15 protein-coding genes and 4 tRNA genes are annotated in these 14,159 nt (G+C 33.6%); 2 read left to right on the top strand and 17 right to left on the bottom strand.

Going from position 1 to position 14,159, the window contains the following annotated elements; all coding sequences use genetic code 11:
• Window positions 1-104: 104 nt before the first annotated feature.
• The 11 genes from P2W75_RS20440 to P2W75_RS20390 all read right to left on the bottom strand — a co-directional run bounded on the left by P2W75_RS20440 (window position 105) and on the right by P2W75_RS20390 (window position 7,987).
• Window positions 105-1,400 carry a deoxyribodipyrimidine photo-lyase gene (locus tag P2W75_RS20440; protein ID WP_276381895.1) on the bottom strand — a complete coding sequence of 432 codons (1,296 nt, stop codon included), beginning with the start codon at window positions 1,398-1,400 and terminating at the stop codon, window positions 105-107.
• A 417-nt stretch (window positions 1,401-1,817) separates the two neighbouring features.
• Window positions 1,818-2,288: an SRPBCC family protein gene (locus tag P2W75_RS20435; protein WP_276381894.1), complete on the bottom strand. Its 471-nt coding sequence runs from the start codon at window positions 2,286-2,288 to the stop codon at window positions 1,818-1,820.
• 62 nt (window positions 2,289-2,350) lie between these two features.
• A complete protein-coding gene (locus tag P2W75_RS20430) occupies window positions 2,351-2,791 on the bottom strand; it encodes a sterol desaturase family protein (RefSeq protein WP_276381893.1) in 441 nt (146 codons plus the stop codon).
• A 208-nt stretch (window positions 2,792-2,999) separates the two neighbouring features.
• Complete coding sequence (locus P2W75_RS20425; protein ID WP_276381892.1) at window positions 3,000-3,839, bottom strand: phytoene/squalene synthase family protein; 840 nt, start codon at window positions 3,837-3,839, stop codon at window positions 3,000-3,002.
• Window positions 3,840-3,842: 3 nt separating this feature from the next.
• Window positions 3,843-5,309: an NAD(P)/FAD-dependent oxidoreductase gene (locus tag P2W75_RS20420; protein ID WP_276381891.1), complete on the bottom strand. Its 1,467-nt coding sequence runs from the start codon at window positions 5,307-5,309 to the stop codon at window positions 3,843-3,845.
• Window positions 5,310-5,347: 38 nt separating this feature from the next.
• Window positions 5,348-6,247 carry a MerR family transcriptional regulator gene (locus P2W75_RS20415; protein ID WP_207294940.1) on the bottom strand — a complete coding sequence of 300 codons (900 nt, stop codon included), beginning with the start codon at window positions 6,245-6,247 and terminating at the stop codon, window positions 5,348-5,350.
• A 365-nt stretch (window positions 6,248-6,612) separates the two neighbouring features.
• Window positions 6,613-7,113 (bottom strand): tetratricopeptide repeat protein, encoded by a 501-nt coding sequence (locus tag P2W75_RS20410; protein WP_239023083.1) that lies wholly within the window; start codon window positions 7,111-7,113, stop codon window positions 6,613-6,615.
• Between the two features lie 211 nt (window positions 7,114-7,324).
• Window positions 7,325-7,397 (bottom strand) — tRNA-Lys (locus tag P2W75_RS20405).
• 277 nt (window positions 7,398-7,674) lie between these two features.
• Window positions 7,675-7,757: transfer RNA gene (locus tag P2W75_RS20400), tRNA-Leu, on the bottom strand.
• A gap of 44 nt (window positions 7,758-7,801) precedes the next feature.
• Window positions 7,802-7,874, bottom strand: a tRNA-Lys gene (locus P2W75_RS20395).
• A gap of 40 nt (window positions 7,875-7,914) precedes the next feature.
• A tRNA-Lys gene (locus P2W75_RS20390) sits at window positions 7,915-7,987 on the bottom strand.
• A gap of 126 nt (window positions 7,988-8,113) precedes the next feature.
• On the opposite strand from P2W75_RS20390, the gene P2W75_RS20385 reads away from it, so the two are divergent.
• Window positions 8,114-8,632: a shikimate kinase gene (locus tag P2W75_RS20385; protein WP_207294941.1), complete on the top strand. Its 519-nt coding sequence runs from the start codon at window positions 8,114-8,116 to the stop codon at window positions 8,630-8,632.
• Here the strand turns inward: P2W75_RS20385 and P2W75_RS20380 are convergent.
• Together P2W75_RS20380 and P2W75_RS20375 are read right to left on the bottom strand one after the other, a co-directional pair.
• On the bottom strand, window positions 8,624-9,124 hold the full coding sequence (locus tag P2W75_RS20380) for a phosphoribosyltransferase family protein (RefSeq protein ID WP_207294942.1): 501 nt from the start codon (window positions 9,122-9,124) through the stop codon (window positions 8,624-8,626). The two genes, P2W75_RS20385 and P2W75_RS20380, sit on opposite strands and share 9 nt — an antisense overlap.
• Window positions 9,125-9,335: 211 nt before the next feature.
• Window positions 9,336-9,725 carry an RNA-binding S4 domain-containing protein gene (locus P2W75_RS20375; RefSeq protein ID WP_207294943.1) on the bottom strand — a complete coding sequence of 130 codons (390 nt, stop codon included), beginning with the start codon at window positions 9,723-9,725 and terminating at the stop codon, window positions 9,336-9,338.
• A 79-nt stretch (window positions 9,726-9,804) separates the two neighbouring features.
• On the opposite strand from P2W75_RS20375, the gene P2W75_RS20370 reads away from it, so the two are divergent.
• Window positions 9,805-10,932: an FKBP-type peptidyl-prolyl cis-trans isomerase gene (locus tag P2W75_RS20370; protein WP_207294944.1), complete on the top strand. Its 1,128-nt coding sequence runs from the start codon at window positions 9,805-9,807 to the stop codon at window positions 10,930-10,932.
• A gap of 176 nt (window positions 10,933-11,108) precedes the next feature.
• Here P2W75_RS20370 and P2W75_RS20365 read toward each other — a convergent pair whose 3' ends face one another.
• The 4 genes from P2W75_RS20365 to P2W75_RS20350 form a co-directional block, all read right to left on the bottom strand.
• Window positions 11,109-12,062 (bottom strand): transketolase family protein, encoded by a 954-nt coding sequence (locus tag P2W75_RS20365; protein WP_207294945.1) that lies wholly within the window; start codon window positions 12,060-12,062, stop codon window positions 11,109-11,111.
• 79 nt (window positions 12,063-12,141) lie between these two features.
• Window positions 12,142-12,993 carry a transketolase gene (locus P2W75_RS20360; RefSeq protein ID WP_207294946.1) on the bottom strand — a complete coding sequence of 284 codons (852 nt, stop codon included), beginning with the start codon at window positions 12,991-12,993 and terminating at the stop codon, window positions 12,142-12,144.
• A 270-nt stretch (window positions 12,994-13,263) separates the two neighbouring features.
• Window positions 13,264-13,551 carry a hypothetical protein gene (locus P2W75_RS20355; RefSeq protein ID WP_276381890.1) on the bottom strand — a complete coding sequence of 96 codons (288 nt, stop codon included), beginning with the start codon at window positions 13,549-13,551 and terminating at the stop codon, window positions 13,264-13,266.
• Between the two features lie 183 nt (window positions 13,552-13,734).
• The gene (locus P2W75_RS20350) at window positions 13,735-14,127 is read right to left on the bottom strand and encodes a hypothetical protein (protein ID WP_207294948.1); all 393 of its coding nucleotides are present in this window, start codon (window positions 14,125-14,127) and stop codon (window positions 13,735-13,737) included.
• Between the last annotated feature and the right edge of the window lie 32 nt (window positions 14,128-14,159).

Raw genomic sequence — 14,159 nt, 5'->3', positions numbered from 1 at the left:
TTGTCAATACTATATGTCCTCACTTTGTGATCCTTCGACTTCGCTCAGGAAGACAAAAAATTGCGTCTACTAATTGGAATTTGGAATTTTTAAAACTTGGAATTTTACTTAACGATTCCCTTCTTGTAAGTTTCAATCGCACGATCTCTCGCAAAAGCGTGATCGATCATTGGTTCGTTGTAACCTAAATCAAATTCAGGAATCCATTTGCGGATGTATTCTCCTTTAGAATCAAATTTCTGTTGTTGAATTTCGGGATTAAAAACCCTGAAATAAGGCGCCGCATCACAGCCAGTTCCTGCTGCCCACTGCCAATTTCCCACATTAGATGCTAATTCAAAATCTAGAAGTTTTTGTGCAAAGTACGCTTCGCCCCATTGCCAGTTGATGAGTAAATGTTTGCAAAGAAAACTCGCCACTACCATACGCACACGATTGTGCATATATCCTGTTTCGTTTAACTGACGCATTCCAGCATCGACCATTGGATAACCAGTTGTTCCCGAACACCAGCGTTTGAAATCTTCTTCATTGTTTCGCCATTGAATTCCGTCGTAATTGGACTTGAAATTATGATTGACACATTTCGGGAAGCTAAACAGAATTTGAATAAAAAATTCTCTCCAGATTAATTCGCTTAAAAAAGTTTGGTTCTTTCGATCTGCCCAGTTCACCAATTTCCGAATGCTGACAGTGCCAAAACGCAAATGAGGTGAAAGATAAGAGGTACTGTCTAAAGCAGGAAAATCTCTGGTTTCTTTGTAATTTCCAATTTGTGTTAAATTGTGAGGCTGTACTTTTATTGAACTTCTTTCAAAACCAATTTCGGACAATTGGGGAAATTTGAAGCTATGTTTTGCAAAATTAGATTGAAGTTTTACAGTATCATATTCCGAAACAGGCCCAGAAAGCTTATATTTTTCAAGCCATTTGTTTTTATAAGGCGTGTAAACAGTATACGGGCTTCCGTCGGCTTTTGTGATTTCTTTTTCTTCGAAGATTACATGATCTTTAAAAGAGAAAGATTTGATGTTATTTTCTTTTAAGATAGACGAAATTGCAGTATCACGCGCAATAGCAAAAGGTTCATAATCTTTGTTGAAGAAAACGTCTTGAATGTCAAATTCTTCAATTAGGGATTTCCAAACGTCTTTCGTCTTTCCTTTTTTGATTAAAATAGAAGAATCAAGCTTATGTAATTCTGAGTTTATTTTTTCAAGCGAATCGTATATAAAAGTTACTCTGGCGTCGTTTTTTGGGAGATGTTCTAAAATATCATCATCGAAAATGAAAAGAGGCACAACAGGAAAATCAGATTGCAAAGCATGAAATAATCCAGTATTGTCTTCTAAACGTAAATCACGTCTAAACCAGAATAAAGTAACTTTTTGTTTTGTCATTATTGTTTTGTTTTCTGCAGATTAAATGGATTTATTTATTTTCTGAACGTTTTATTTTAACACATGAGATATAGATTTTCTTTTTATTAAAAAGGGAAAGTAAAGAAACCAGTTTCTAACACATAAGCTATGTGTATATTTTAACTATGTTTATTTATACAAGTGAAACGCCTTTTTTTTCATCTAAATTCTATGTTTCTATGTGTTTAAATTTTATTTTTTAGCAAAGATTAAAAGGATTTCAAATCATTTATTTTTTCTCTGAACGTGTTTTTTTAACACATAGAAACATAGTTATTGTTTTTCTTTTAAAGCCTTTAGAAAGAAACTAGTTTCTAACACATAGCTATGTGTATGTATGTGAGTGAAATGCCTTTTTGCTTCCTCTAAATTCTATGTTTTTATGTGTTTAAATTTTTAAGCTTTTTTAGAATTAAACAATTCTTCAATTTTGTTATATCGATAATCGAAGATGTTTTTTAGTTTGGTTTTTACGACCAATCGATTCATGATCCGTCCTAAAATTCCGAAAGGAAGAGCATAATGAACAATGTCGGTCATTTTGGTGCTGCCGTCTTCTAATCGTTCAAAAAAGTGTTTGTGATGCCAAAGTTTGTAAGGGCCAAAACGCTGAATATCTATAAAGTACTCTTTTTCTTTACAAGCTGTAATTTCGGTAACCCACGAAATTTTGATTCCAAAAAGTGGTTTTAAGGTATAGGTTATAATCTGTCCGTGATACATTCGTTTGTCATCGTAATCCTGAATTTGGAAATTCATGTTATCGAGCGTAATGGTCTGCAGGTTTTTCGGGCTTGAGAAAAAATCCCAGCATTCTTCTACACTGGCATTGATATGTTGTACGGTTACTATTTTATATAATTTCATAATTACAAATTATTCTTGAAACAGGTGACCTCATCCGCTGCCGCGGAAAACATCTAATAATTTTATATTTTATAATATTTAAAGGGTACGAACAACATCCCAAAGCATTCTCCTTTTTCTTTGTTGAGGTGTTTGTGGTGAATTTTATGTGCTTTTCTTAATCCGATGAGGTATTTGTTTTTGGTGTTTTTAAACCATTTAAAGCGCTGGTGAATCAAAACATCGTGAATTAGAAAATAACACACTCCATAAAGAGTGATTCCGCAGGCAATGAAAAACAAATAGTTGAATCCGCCTTGTACACCAAGATAGAACAAGATTATACTAGGAGTAGCAAAAATGACGAAGAATATATCGTTGCGTTCAAAAGTGTTTTCGTATTTCGGTTGATGATGATCGGCGTGAAAGTACCACATAAAACCGTGCATGATGTACTTGTGCGTAAACCAGGTCACACATTCCATAAACAGAAAAACGCCTAAAAAGATTAAGAAGGAAATCATTTTACAATTATTCAAATATTAAAAGTATCATTTTGTGCATTTTGAGTTTAGCTTTATATTATAAAAGGTTAACTCAAAAGCATTTCGTTTTTTAAACACATAGAGACATATTTTTATTTTTCTTGAAAAGATTGTGGAAAGAAACTAGTTTCTAACATATAGCTATGTTATACAAGTAAAATGCCTTTTATGATTCTATGTATTTAAATTAAACCAATTTCAGTTTATACGTTACAAAAGACTGCGCTAAAAGTCCAGCTTTTGTGTAATTCGAAACCCTGATTCTGGAATTTCCAATTTCGTAATACGGTGTATTCTTCAGCTTTTTCAGCAGTTTTTTATAATATACATAAGCGGTGTAAACCCCAAATTTGGCTTCGATTGGCAGTTTTACAATTCCTTGATAAGCAATTCGGAAATCTTCTTCAATTTCATTGATGATTTGTGTTTTAGAATCTTCGTTGAAATTGTTGAGGTTAATTCCCGGAAAATACGTTCGGTTTAAAATCAGGTTGTCGTCTTTTAAATCTCTTAAGAAATTTACTTTCTGAAAAGCCGATCCCAAACGCATGGCTTCGTTTTTTAATTGTTCGTATTTATGTTCTTTTCCTGAAACAAAAACTTTTAGACACATCAATCCCACTACATCAGCAGATCCGTAGATGTAATCTATATATTCTGATTGGGTTTGATAATTTGATTTGATAAGATCAAGTTTCATGCTTTTTAGAAAAGCTTGAACCATATCATCGGTAATATTGTATTGTTTTACAGTTTGCTGAAAAGAATTTAGAATCGGATTTAAGCTGATGCCTAATTGCATTGCTTTGTAGTATTCTTTTTCAAAATCATCAATCAGATATTCTTTTTCGTAATCATGAAATGAATCTACGATTTCGTCAGCAAAACGAACAAATCCGTAAATACTGTAAATGGCATCGCGAATACTAGGGGAAAGCATTTTTACCGCAATCGAAAAAGAAGAACTGTAATTTTTGGTTACTAGTTTGCTGCATTTAAAAGAAACGGCGTCGAATAGTGATTTCATTTTTTAAGATCTTAAAGATTTTTGAATTAATTCAGCGGTCAGTTTTCCTGAAATTAAGGCTGGAGGAACTCCCGGCCCCGGAACGGTTAATTGTCCTGTGAAATATAAATTTCGGACTTTTTTACTTTTTAATTTGGGTCTTAAAAACGCGGTCTGCAATAAAGTATTGGCCATTCCGTAAGCATTTCCTTTGTACGCGTTGTAATCTGTTACAAAGTCATTTTTACAGAATGATTCCTTAAAGATAATGTTATTTTTAATGCTCTGCTGTGTAAGTTGCTCAAAACGAGCGATTATTTTTTCGAAATAGAGAAATCGTAATGCTGGTGTATCTTCAATTCCCGGAGCTAACGGGATCAGAAAAAATCCAGATTCCATTCCGTCGGGTGCAGCAGTTGTATCTGTTTTAGATGGGAAATTGGCGTAGAACAAAGGTTCTTTCGGCCATTTTGGATTGTCGTAAATATCGGCTGCATGTTGATTGAAATCAACATCAAAGAATAAGGCGTGATGCGAAATGTTTTCTATTTTTTTATCAAAACCAACAAAAAATAGGAGTGAAGAAGGAGCAAAAACGCGGCTTTCCCAATATTTTTCAGAATAAGCCCGATGCTCTTTTTCTAGTAACGTTTCGGTATGTTGATAATCGGCTCCGCTTACAATAATATCTGCCTTTATAATTTCACCATTGATTAAAATTCCTGTTGCTGATTTATTTTCAACTATAATTTTTTCAACAGAAGAATTCGTCTTTATGGTAACGCCCAATTCTAAAGCTAGTTTTTCCATTGCTTTTACAACATCGTGCATTCCCGTTTTGGGATGCCAAGTTCCTAAGCCGAAATCGGCGTAATTCATGAAGTTGTAAAAAGAAGGTGTTTTAGTGGGTTTCGCGCCTAGAAATAAAACAGGAAATTCTAAAATCTGGATCAGTTTTTCGTTTTTGAATTCTTTCCGAATATCAGCGCTTACGGAGCTGAAAAATTGATTAAGTTTTAAAGCTGTCTGTGGTGTAACTAATTCCAGCGGAGAAACTCCGGGACGGTATACCAAATCTTTTATGGCGATATCGTAATTGCTTTTTGCTTGATCAATAAACTTTTGAAGTTTTACGGCACTTCCTTTTTCAATAGCTTCAAAAGCTGATTTTATATCTTCTAAATTATCACAAATGCTAATGAAATCATTAATACCAAAATAAACCCTGTAAGCAGGATTTAACTTTATGAGTTCGTAATAATCAGAAGGTTTTTTATTGAAATCCCGAAAGAAACGTTCAAAAACATCAGGCATCCAATACCAGCTTGGTCCCATGTCAAATGTAAAACCGTCTTTTTTGAATTGTCTGGCACGGCCGCCAATTGTTGGATTTTTTTCATAAATAGTTACTTGGTTTCCCTGCTGTGCAAGGTAACAAGAAGCGGCTAATGAAGAAAAGCCTGATCCTAATATTGCGATAGTTTTTGTCATTTGTTTAACAAATATAACAAAAACTTTAAACAAAACTTTTAAAAACGTTCCATTGTTTCTTCCATCGAGTCGAAAATATGGATTCTTTCGGGTAAAACCTTTCTATCAATATGTTCAACCATTTTACCCATAAGCCATATTTCATTGTTATTCTGCAATAATTTCTGCCCCATAGAACGTACGTATTGATTAATTACATTTCGATCCGGCTGAATGGTCATGAAGGAGACAAAAGTGATATTTTCAAAATGTTTGGTCAAATCCTGAAGGTTTTCAATAGGCATACTTTCGCCCAGATAAATGGTTTTATACCCTCTTGATAAAATTTCGTATTGCAGATATAACAAACCAATTTGATGAATTTCATTCAACGGAAGTGAAAGCACAAAAATTCGGTCTGTTTTTGTTGGTTTTTGAATCTGAAGGCTTTCGGTATAAATCAGGATTTTCTGTTTGATCAAATGGCTCATGAAATGTTCATTTGCCGGAGTTATGGTTTCTGACTGCCATAATAATCCTAATTCTTTTAATAATGGTAAAAAATGATCTTTGAAAACTTCTTTAAAAGTTTTCTCAGAAATAAGCCAGTCAAAAGTATTGAAAAACAATTCCTGATCGAAATTCATCATTGCCATTTTAAATGAAGTAATGGCATAATTCTGAGAGTTTTTCTTTGATATAATTTCGCGAACCAGCTGCGGAATCTTTTCTTCCGGATATGTAGCGATCTTAGAAATTTTATAACCGTATTCGTGTAATAAGGTAATATTTAAAAGCTTCTGTAAATTTTGCAGGTTGTAAAGCCTTATATTCGTATCTGTACGCATGGGTTCCAGAATGTTGTATCTTTTTTCCCAGATACGAATGGTGTGTGCTTTAATACCAGATAAATTTTCGAGATCTTTTATACTGAAAACAGTTTTAATATTGTTTACCATTTTATGTAATTAAGTGAACAAAAGTAAAATAAAATCTTAAAAGCAACATTAAAACAATCTTAAAAAGAAAAGATTGTTAGAGGTTTACGATTTGGAGAATTAAACCTATATACGAATTGTATTGTTTTAAGATTCGTAAGGTATTAAAAAAAATAACAAAATGATATATTATAAAAAAGAAATGTAGTATGTGAAGATATTGAAATCAAATAATAGTTGAAGATAGTGTAGATATTCTTTTTACTTCTGAAAAAAAAAGGAACTTCTGTAGAAAAATTAAGGAATATATTTAGGCGAAAATTCGATTATGAAAAAAGCGCAAAGTCAAAAACTTTGCGCTTTTTGTTTGAATTATTTTAAAAAGGTTATTTGCATATCGAAGCTTTATTCACAGCGGCACTTTTACTGCCAAGCTCAATTGCTTTAGAAAAATCAGCACAAGCGTTTTTCTTGTCTCCAATTTTATTGTAGGCAAGTCCTCTTAAATTGTAAGCGATATAATCTTTAGGATTTAAGCCAAGTGATGAGGTACAGTCTTCGATTGCTTCATTAAAATTTGAAAGCGTAAAGTTTACATTGGCACGACCCGTATACGCATCGGCATTCATGCTGTCAAGATCGATTGTTTTGCTAAAATCAGCCAAAGCGCCTTTGTAATCTTTTAGTTTGAATTTTGCGACACCTCTGTTTTGGTAGGCTTCAACAAATTTCGAATTCATGCTGATGGCTTTGTTGTAATCGGCAATGGCGCCTTTGTGGTTTCCAGCTTCGGCTTTTTTGAAAGCTTTGTCAAAATAAGCAGTTGCGGATTGTGCCCAGATCGAGCAGCTGATCATAAGAAATGATACAAGTAGTAGGTTTTTCATAAAACTAATTTGGGATTAGTGATTAATTATTCGAAAACGAATTTAAGAAAGTTCTGCTTTTTTGAAAGAATTATACGTAAAATAATTAGGATTATTTGCTGCTAAATTTCGCTTTGTATTTGGGATGCTTAAACGGGTTACTTAAAGATATTGGTAATAGTTTAGCTTAAAACAAAAAAAGGCTGAGTAAAATAAATTACTCAGCCTTTTGTGACCCGACTGGGGCTCGAACCCAGGACCCCATCATTAAAAGTGATGTGCTCTACCGACTGAGCTATCGAGTCTTCATTTCTTCAATGAGGGTGCAAATATAAGGTCTTATTTTAGCTTAACGGCACTTTTTTAAAGCGAATTTCAAATAAATTTTACCTTATGGTTCTAACTGCTTATTTTGCAGTGAAATATATTTTTATTTTTTTTAAATGCTGATGCAGAGTTTAACTTCCTAATGCTTTTGGAATTATTATTCTCTTTTGAGATTTTTGAAACGTACGATAAAAAGAAATTTAACCTCAAAGAAAAACGGGACAAAGCAGAAAAAATCTTCTTTGTCCCGTTACGTGACCATGGAGGGATTTGAACCCTCACGCCCTTACGAGCACCACCCCCTCAAGATGGCGAGTCTACCGTTTCTCCACATGGCCTAAAATGAAAAAGGTCAAGTAAATTAAATTACTCGACCTTTTTGTGACCCGACTGGGGCTCGAACCCAGGACCCCATCATTAAAAGTGATGTGCTCTACCGACTGAGCTATCGAGTCATTGCTTTCAAGAAATTTAATTTGTTTATTACAAAATTTGTGACCCGACTGGGGCTCGAACCCAGGACCCCATCATTAAAAGTGATGTGCTCTACCGACTGAGCTATCGAGTCATTTAATTTCTTGAATGCGGGTGCAAATATACGGAGTTTATTTTATAATTTGCAAGCGTTTTTATTATAATTTTGTCTTTTTTTAATTAACTTTTACAACGCCCTAGTTTATAGGGTTTTATTGAAATGAAAAAAATCGTTTTATTAGGATATATGGGATGCGGAAAGTCAACGATCGCCCAAAATCTGTCAAAAATTACCAATATTCCGTTTTTGGATTTAGATATTTGCATCGAAAAAAGAGCAAATTTGTCCATAAAAGAGATTTTTGAAAAGCATGGAGAGATCTATTTTCGAAAATTAGAGCATGAAATGTTTCTAGAATTGCTTCAATCTTCAGAAAATTACATTATTGGTTTAGGCGGAGGAACCCCATGTTATGCCAATAATCATTTGTTATTGCAGCGAGACGATATAATTTCAGTTTATTTAAAAGCTTCGATTGAGACTTTATATAATAGATTAGTGCATAACAAAAGCAAGCGCCCGTTAATTGCTGATATGAATGAAGAGGAAATGAAAGAATTTATCGCAAAGCATTTGTTCGACAGAAGTTTTTATTACAACCATGCACAGCATAAAGTGTCAGTTGATCATAAAACAGTCGAAGATACGGTAAACGATATATTGGCAATATTAGCTTAAGAAAGCATAATTGTCTCCGTTTTCATCAAAAACAACCTGAACGTGTTCTAATAGTGATGTTGAAAGAGAAATTCCTTTGAAATCAGCTTTTACAGGGTATTTTTTATGGTTTCGGTCAACTAGAACTGCAGTCTTGAATTTTTTAAGTGGTACATCTAAGAAATGACGGACTGCATATATTAAGGTAGTTCCAGAATTTAATACATCATCAACCAAAACTAATCCTTTGTTGGCATATTCTTCTTTTGTTAAAGAAGTCTGAATTGGCAGTTGCGGATTCTGTTTGTCGACTTTTACTTCGCAAAGTGAAACTTTTAAAGTAGAAATATCTTTTAAAGCCGAAGCAATTTTTTGAGCAAAAATAGAACCGCTAGAAGCAATTCCGGCAATTACAACTTCTTCTTCGTCAACAAATGTTTCGTAAATCTGATACGCGATACGTTTTATTTTGTGTTCGATTTCCTGATTGGTTAAGATGATATTCTTGCTCATGATGTAATTTTTTGGCTAATGTACAAATAATAAATTCCAAAATTTAAATTCCAAATTCCATTTTTTGGGATTAAAAATCACTGATGAAAATCAATGATGGAATTCCAAATTCCAAGTTTCAAATCCAATCTCGTAGTTTGAAATTGGGATTTCATTATTGAATATGGATTACTTTGGAATTTGAAATTTTTAAAAATTGATAATTAATTTTCTAAATCTCGTCGTCGTCGTCAATAAAATCATTTCCGTAGTCGTCAATATCACGACGATCTTTTTTGGTAGGCCTTCCTGTACCGCTTCTGCGATAATGTTCTTTAGAAAGTTTCAGCATTTCTAAATGTTCGAATGCTTCAGGCGGAGTTTCGTTTTTACGATAAATATCGACAAGTTTTGCTCCAACACGATTTTCTGGAATATCCAGTACAGTTATTATATAGGTAATCTGATCTTTTCTAAAGGTAATTCGGTCGGTAGGAAAAACTTCTTTCGATGGTTTTGCAACCTGCCCATTTACAGTAACCTGATTCTTTTTGCAGGCCTCGGTTACCATATTTCTGGTCTTATAATAACGTACGCACCACAGGTATTTATCTATCCTCATAATTTTTCTAAAATCCAAGTTAAATTCTTTACAAAAATAAATCAATATTGTATCTTGCGCACCTAAAAAAATAACAATAATGAATAAATTTAAATATTACTTTGTTTTATTACTTGCAGGTATTGCAATGGTTTCTTGTAATAAAGATCATGATGATCCTGAAACAGTTCCTTTGAGAGATTATAAGGAGCAGTATAAAGCAGACAAAGACTCTATTGAGGCATATTTAAAAACCCATTATATTGAAGAAGTTACGGCTAATTATGATATTAAAATAACTAAGATTCCTGCGGGTGGGACTCAGGTTTCTATCTGGGATCAAAAAGTTTATCCGTTGCAGACCAGAAAAGTTTACAATCATGATGTTAATTATGATGTATATTATTTGAGTTTAAGAGAAGGAACAGGATTAGCACCTACAAACACAGATCGAATTTCTGCTTCTTATGAAGGAACTTTATTAAATGGAAAAGTTTTTGATTCTTCTTATGGAGTCGCGAGAAGTTTTGAATTGTATATGCATGCTGCTTCATCTGTAATAGATGGATGGGGTGAAATTTTTCCTAAATTTAAAACTGGAACTTCAACAACTGGCGCAGATGGTTCAATTACCTATGATAATTACGGAGCTGGGGTTATGTTCCTGCCTTCAGGATTAGCATATTACGGTGGTGGAGTTGGAGATATACCTTCGTATTCTTGTTTGGTATTTAGTTTTAAATTGTTTAACCTGCAGCGATTGGATCATGATTTTGATGGTGTTTTTGATGTAGATGAAGATATTAATAAAGATGGTTATCTATATGATGTAAGAGATACATCAAGATTCCCAACTCCGCCAGCTGGTTTTACAGATGATACTGATGGCGATGGTATTGCTGATTTTGTAGATACAGATGATGATGGTGATGGATTTTCAACGTATTATGAATTGACAAAACCTGCAGGACAAGTTGGTATTGTTAATGGGTTTAATTACGGTATAAGTACATATTATCCTTGGGATCCGGTTGTAGACAATCCAAATACACCAAATACAGATGAAACTGAACCTAGAGGAATTCCGAGAAGACCAACAGGTGCTCTTACAGATCCTTCTCAGCCAGAATCTATATCAAATCCTAAGAAGTTTGTGGATGAAGATTATACTGCGGCGGGAAGATTAAGAATACATTTAGATAAAACATATCCTTATCAGAAAAAATAGTTTCAAGGATTAATTAGAAATAGAAAACCTCAAAATTCAATTTTGAGGTTTTTTTTGTCTTTATATGAAACTAAAAATTCTATTTCACAATTAAATAATGGATAAGAAAAAAGACCATAAAATAAAAAACCTCGAAATGTGAATTTCGAGGTTTTTTTATGAGATGAGAAAATGAATTATTTTCTTTTGATTACTCTTTCTACAGCTTCAACAATTGCTTGGTTGTTTAACTTGTATTTCTCCATTAATTGCTCAGGAGTTCCAGATTCTCCAAAACTATCTTTAACTGCTACAAATTCTTGTGGCGTTGGATTGTTTAAAGCTAATACTCCAGAAACACTTTCTCCAAGACCTCCAAGGTAGTTGTGTTCTTCTGCCGTAACTACACATTTGGTTTTAGCCACAGATTTTAAAATAGCTTCTTCGTCAAGAGGTTTAATAGTATGGATGTTGATTACTTCAGCAGAAATTCCTTTTGCTTCAAGAGCTTCAGCTGCGATAAGTGCTTCCCAAACTAAATGTCCTGTTGCAATAATAGTAACATCTGTTCCTTCATTTAACATGATTGCTTTTCCAATTACGAAAGGCTCATCAGCAGGTGTGAAGTTAGGTACAACTGGACGCCCGAAACGTAAATAAGCAGGACCGTGGTGATCTGCTAAAGCTAAAGTTGCAGCTTTTGTCTGGTTGTAATCGCAAGTATTGATTACAGTCATACCAGGTAACATTTTCATTAACCCGATATCTTCTAAGATTTGGTGTGTGGCACCGTCTTCACCTAGTGTTAAACCAGCGTGAGAAGCACAAATTTTTACGTTTTTATCTGAATAAGCAACAGACTGACGGATTTGATCGTAAACTCTTCCGGTAGAAAAGTTAGCAAAAGTTCCTGTAAAAGGAATTTTTCCTCCAATTGTTAAACCTGCTGCAATTCCAATCATGTTCGCTTCTGCGATACCAATTTGGAAAAAACGCTCTGGGTGATTCTTTTTGAAATCATCAAATTTTAATGATCCGATTAAGTCAGCACATAATGCTACTACATTTTCGTTTTTTTGACCTAATTCAGTCATTCCCGCTCCAAAACCAGAACGAGTATCTTTACTTCCTGTATTTGTATATTTTTTCATTTTTTATTTTTTGAGATGCTAAGCTTCTAAGTAACTTGGGATTCTAAGCTGAAAACCCAACACTGAAACGGCACACTTTTTAATAGTCAACCTGATCTGCAGAATAGTTTTGAGCAAGAGCGTTTTCTAACTGCTCGTTGTTTGGAGCTTTACCATGCCAAGCATGAGTGTGCATCATAAAATCAACTCCGTTGCCCATTTCTGTATGTAATAGTACACAAACTGGTTTTCCTTTTCCGGTTCTTGATTTAGCATCTGTATATCCTGCGATAATAGCATCGATATTGTTTCCTTCTGCAATTTCTAAAACATCCCAGTCGAAAGCTTCAAATTTAGCACGAAGGCTTCCCATTGCTAAAACTTCATCAGTTGTTCCGTCAATTTGTTTTCCATTAACGTCTACAGTTGCAATAAGGTTGTCTACTTTTTTAGCAGAAGCATACATGATAGCTTCCCAGTTTTGTCCTTCTTGTAACTCTCCATCTCCGTGTAATGTAAAAACTAAATGTTTATCACCATTTAATTTTTTAGCTTGAGCCGCACCAAGAGCAACAGATAAACCTTGTCCTAATGATCCAGAAGCCATACGAACTCCAGGTAATCCTTCGTGAGTTGTAGGGTGTCCTTGTAAACGAGAGTTTAATAATCTAAAGGTTGCAAGTTCTGAAATTGGGAAATAGCCGCTACGAGCTAAAACGCTATAAAATACTGGTGAAATATGTCCGTTTGAAAGGAAGAAGATATCTTCTCCAATTCCGTCCATGTCAAAACCTTCTTTACGTTCCATAATATTTTGGTATAATGTTACCAAAAATTCAGTACAACCTAATGATCCACCTGGGTGACCTGAGTTGACAGCATGTACCATTCTAAGAATATCTCTTCTTACCTGGATCGTTAAATCGCTTAATTGTTGTGTGTTAGGCTTCATTTTATATGTAAAAGTTAAACTGGTAGCAAAAGTAATTTTTATTTTGCGGGAAGACAAATGATTTTCTGCTTTAGTTTTACAGCAATTGTTAAATTTAGCCGATTTTCTTACATTAATTAAAAAAATATAACGACCGTTTCGTCTTTGAGTCCTTAATAAGTGTGGTTTTTACAATTTATTTTCAATCCTGAAAAAAAAAAATTGTTAATAAAAAAGTCCTGCGTTTAGGCAGGACTTTTAAATACAATTTTTTTATAAGTAAAAACAGCATCAGTTGTCACCTTCGCTGTAATAGTTGTTTTCCTCGTCTTCAGAACCAATTTCTTCTTGTTGGTCATCAAGTTCAGAGCCGGGAATGTCTAAATCGTTTCCTAGTTTGTCGCTATTCTGTTTCCATTCATTATTATTTTGAGTGATGGTTTTATCGGTAGAAATTTCATCAGCGTCAATATCTTCTAATTTATCTTCATTGTTGTAAATGTCTTCGCTGGTCGGATAATTCATTTCATCCAGATTGCGTTCGATTTCATTCTCATTCGTTTTTTCAGAATTTTTCATAATCCTACGGTTTTAATAATGGCTAAAGCAAGTCGAAATAACGTAGTTGGTTATCTCTTTATGCTTTGTAAAATTATATAATTCATGTTTTGAGAATGTTATAATATTACGTTTGGGAATTCTACCTTTTACATGTTTTGTGAAAGTTCCAATTTTTTAAAATTCCAAATTCCAAATCAAGAATTATAATTTTCCTTCCACATAACTGGCAATCTGTGAATCAGTAAAAGAACTGAAAGTTGATCCTGCCAGTTGAAAATTTAAGAATAGAGTAGAATCTTTTAATTCCATTTTTACCTCATTGCTGTCGTCAGTGTTTGTTAGTTTGATAATCGACATACTTTCTTTTAAAGCTTCTTTTCCTATTTCATCGCTGCAGATTTTTTTTACAAACGATTCGATATCATCAAATACAATGTCTAATCTTGATAATGGATATTCATCATAAGCTGTAAAAGTTGCCCAGTCAATATCTACCGTAATATTATAGCCTGAGCGTTCGTATAGTTTTTGTTCAAAAGCTGGAAGTTTTTCTGTTTTAATCGATTCTGCTAATCTTTTTTCTGCTAATCCCATATATATTAAAATTAAAAAGTGTGAAGCAAAAA

Source organism: Flavobacterium sp. H4147 (genome assembly GCF_029360735.1).
Classification (GTDB): domain Bacteria; phylum Bacteroidota; class Bacteroidia; order Flavobacteriales; family Flavobacteriaceae; genus Flavobacterium; species Flavobacterium endoglycinae.
The sequence above is the reverse complement of the archived record's forward strand: the minus strand, read 5'-3'. Positions and strand labels throughout refer to the sequence as shown.

Bases quoted from the DNA above. Each gene is read 5' to 3' on its own strand.
- P2W75_RS20440 (WP_276381895.1), bottom strand. From the start codon at position 1,400: ATGACAAAACAAAAAGTTACTTTATTCTGGTTTAGACGTGATTTACGT.
- P2W75_RS20435 (WP_276381894.1), bottom strand. From the start codon at position 2,288: ATGAAATTATATAAAATAGTAACCGTACAACATATCAATGCCAGTGTA.
- P2W75_RS20430 (WP_276381893.1), bottom strand. From the start codon at position 2,791: ATGATTTCCTTCTTAATCTTTTTAGGCGTTTTTCTGTTTATGGAATGT.
- P2W75_RS20425 (WP_276381892.1), bottom strand. From the start codon at position 3,839: ATGAAATCACTATTCGACGCCGTTTCTTTTAAATGCAGCAAACTAGTA.
- P2W75_RS20420 (WP_276381891.1), bottom strand. From the start codon at position 5,309: ATGACAAAAACTATCGCAATATTAGGATCAGGCTTTTCTTCATTAGCC.
- P2W75_RS20415 (WP_207294940.1), bottom strand. From the start codon at position 6,247: ATGGTAAACAATATTAAAACTGTTTTCAGTATAAAAGATCTCGAAAAT.
- P2W75_RS20410 (WP_239023083.1), bottom strand. From the start codon at position 7,113: ATGAAAAACCTACTACTTGTATCATTTCTTATGATCAGCTGCTCGATC.
- P2W75_RS20385 (WP_207294941.1), top strand. From the start codon at position 8,114: ATGAAAAAAATCGTTTTATTAGGATATATGGGATGCGGAAAGTCAACG.
- P2W75_RS20380 (WP_207294942.1), bottom strand. From the start codon at position 9,124: ATGAGCAAGAATATCATCTTAACCAATCAGGAAATCGAACACAAAATA.
- P2W75_RS20375 (WP_207294943.1), bottom strand. From the start codon at position 9,725: ATGAGGATAGATAAATACCTGTGGTGCGTACGTTATTATAAGACCAGA.
- P2W75_RS20370 (WP_207294944.1), top strand. From the start codon at position 9,805: ATGAATAAATTTAAATATTACTTTGTTTTATTACTTGCAGGTATTGCA.
- P2W75_RS20365 (WP_207294945.1), bottom strand. From the start codon at position 12,062: ATGAAAAAATATACAAATACAGGAAGTAAAGATACTCGTTCTGGTTTT.
- P2W75_RS20360 (WP_207294946.1), bottom strand. From the start codon at position 12,993: ATGAAGCCTAACACACAACAATTAAGCGATTTAACGATCCAGGTAAGA.
- P2W75_RS20355 (WP_276381890.1), bottom strand. From the start codon at position 13,551: ATGAAAAATTCTGAAAAAACGAATGAGAATGAAATCGAACGCAATCTG.
- P2W75_RS20350 (WP_207294948.1), bottom strand. From the start codon at position 14,127: ATGGGATTAGCAGAAAAAAGATTAGCAGAATCGATTAAAACAGAAAAA.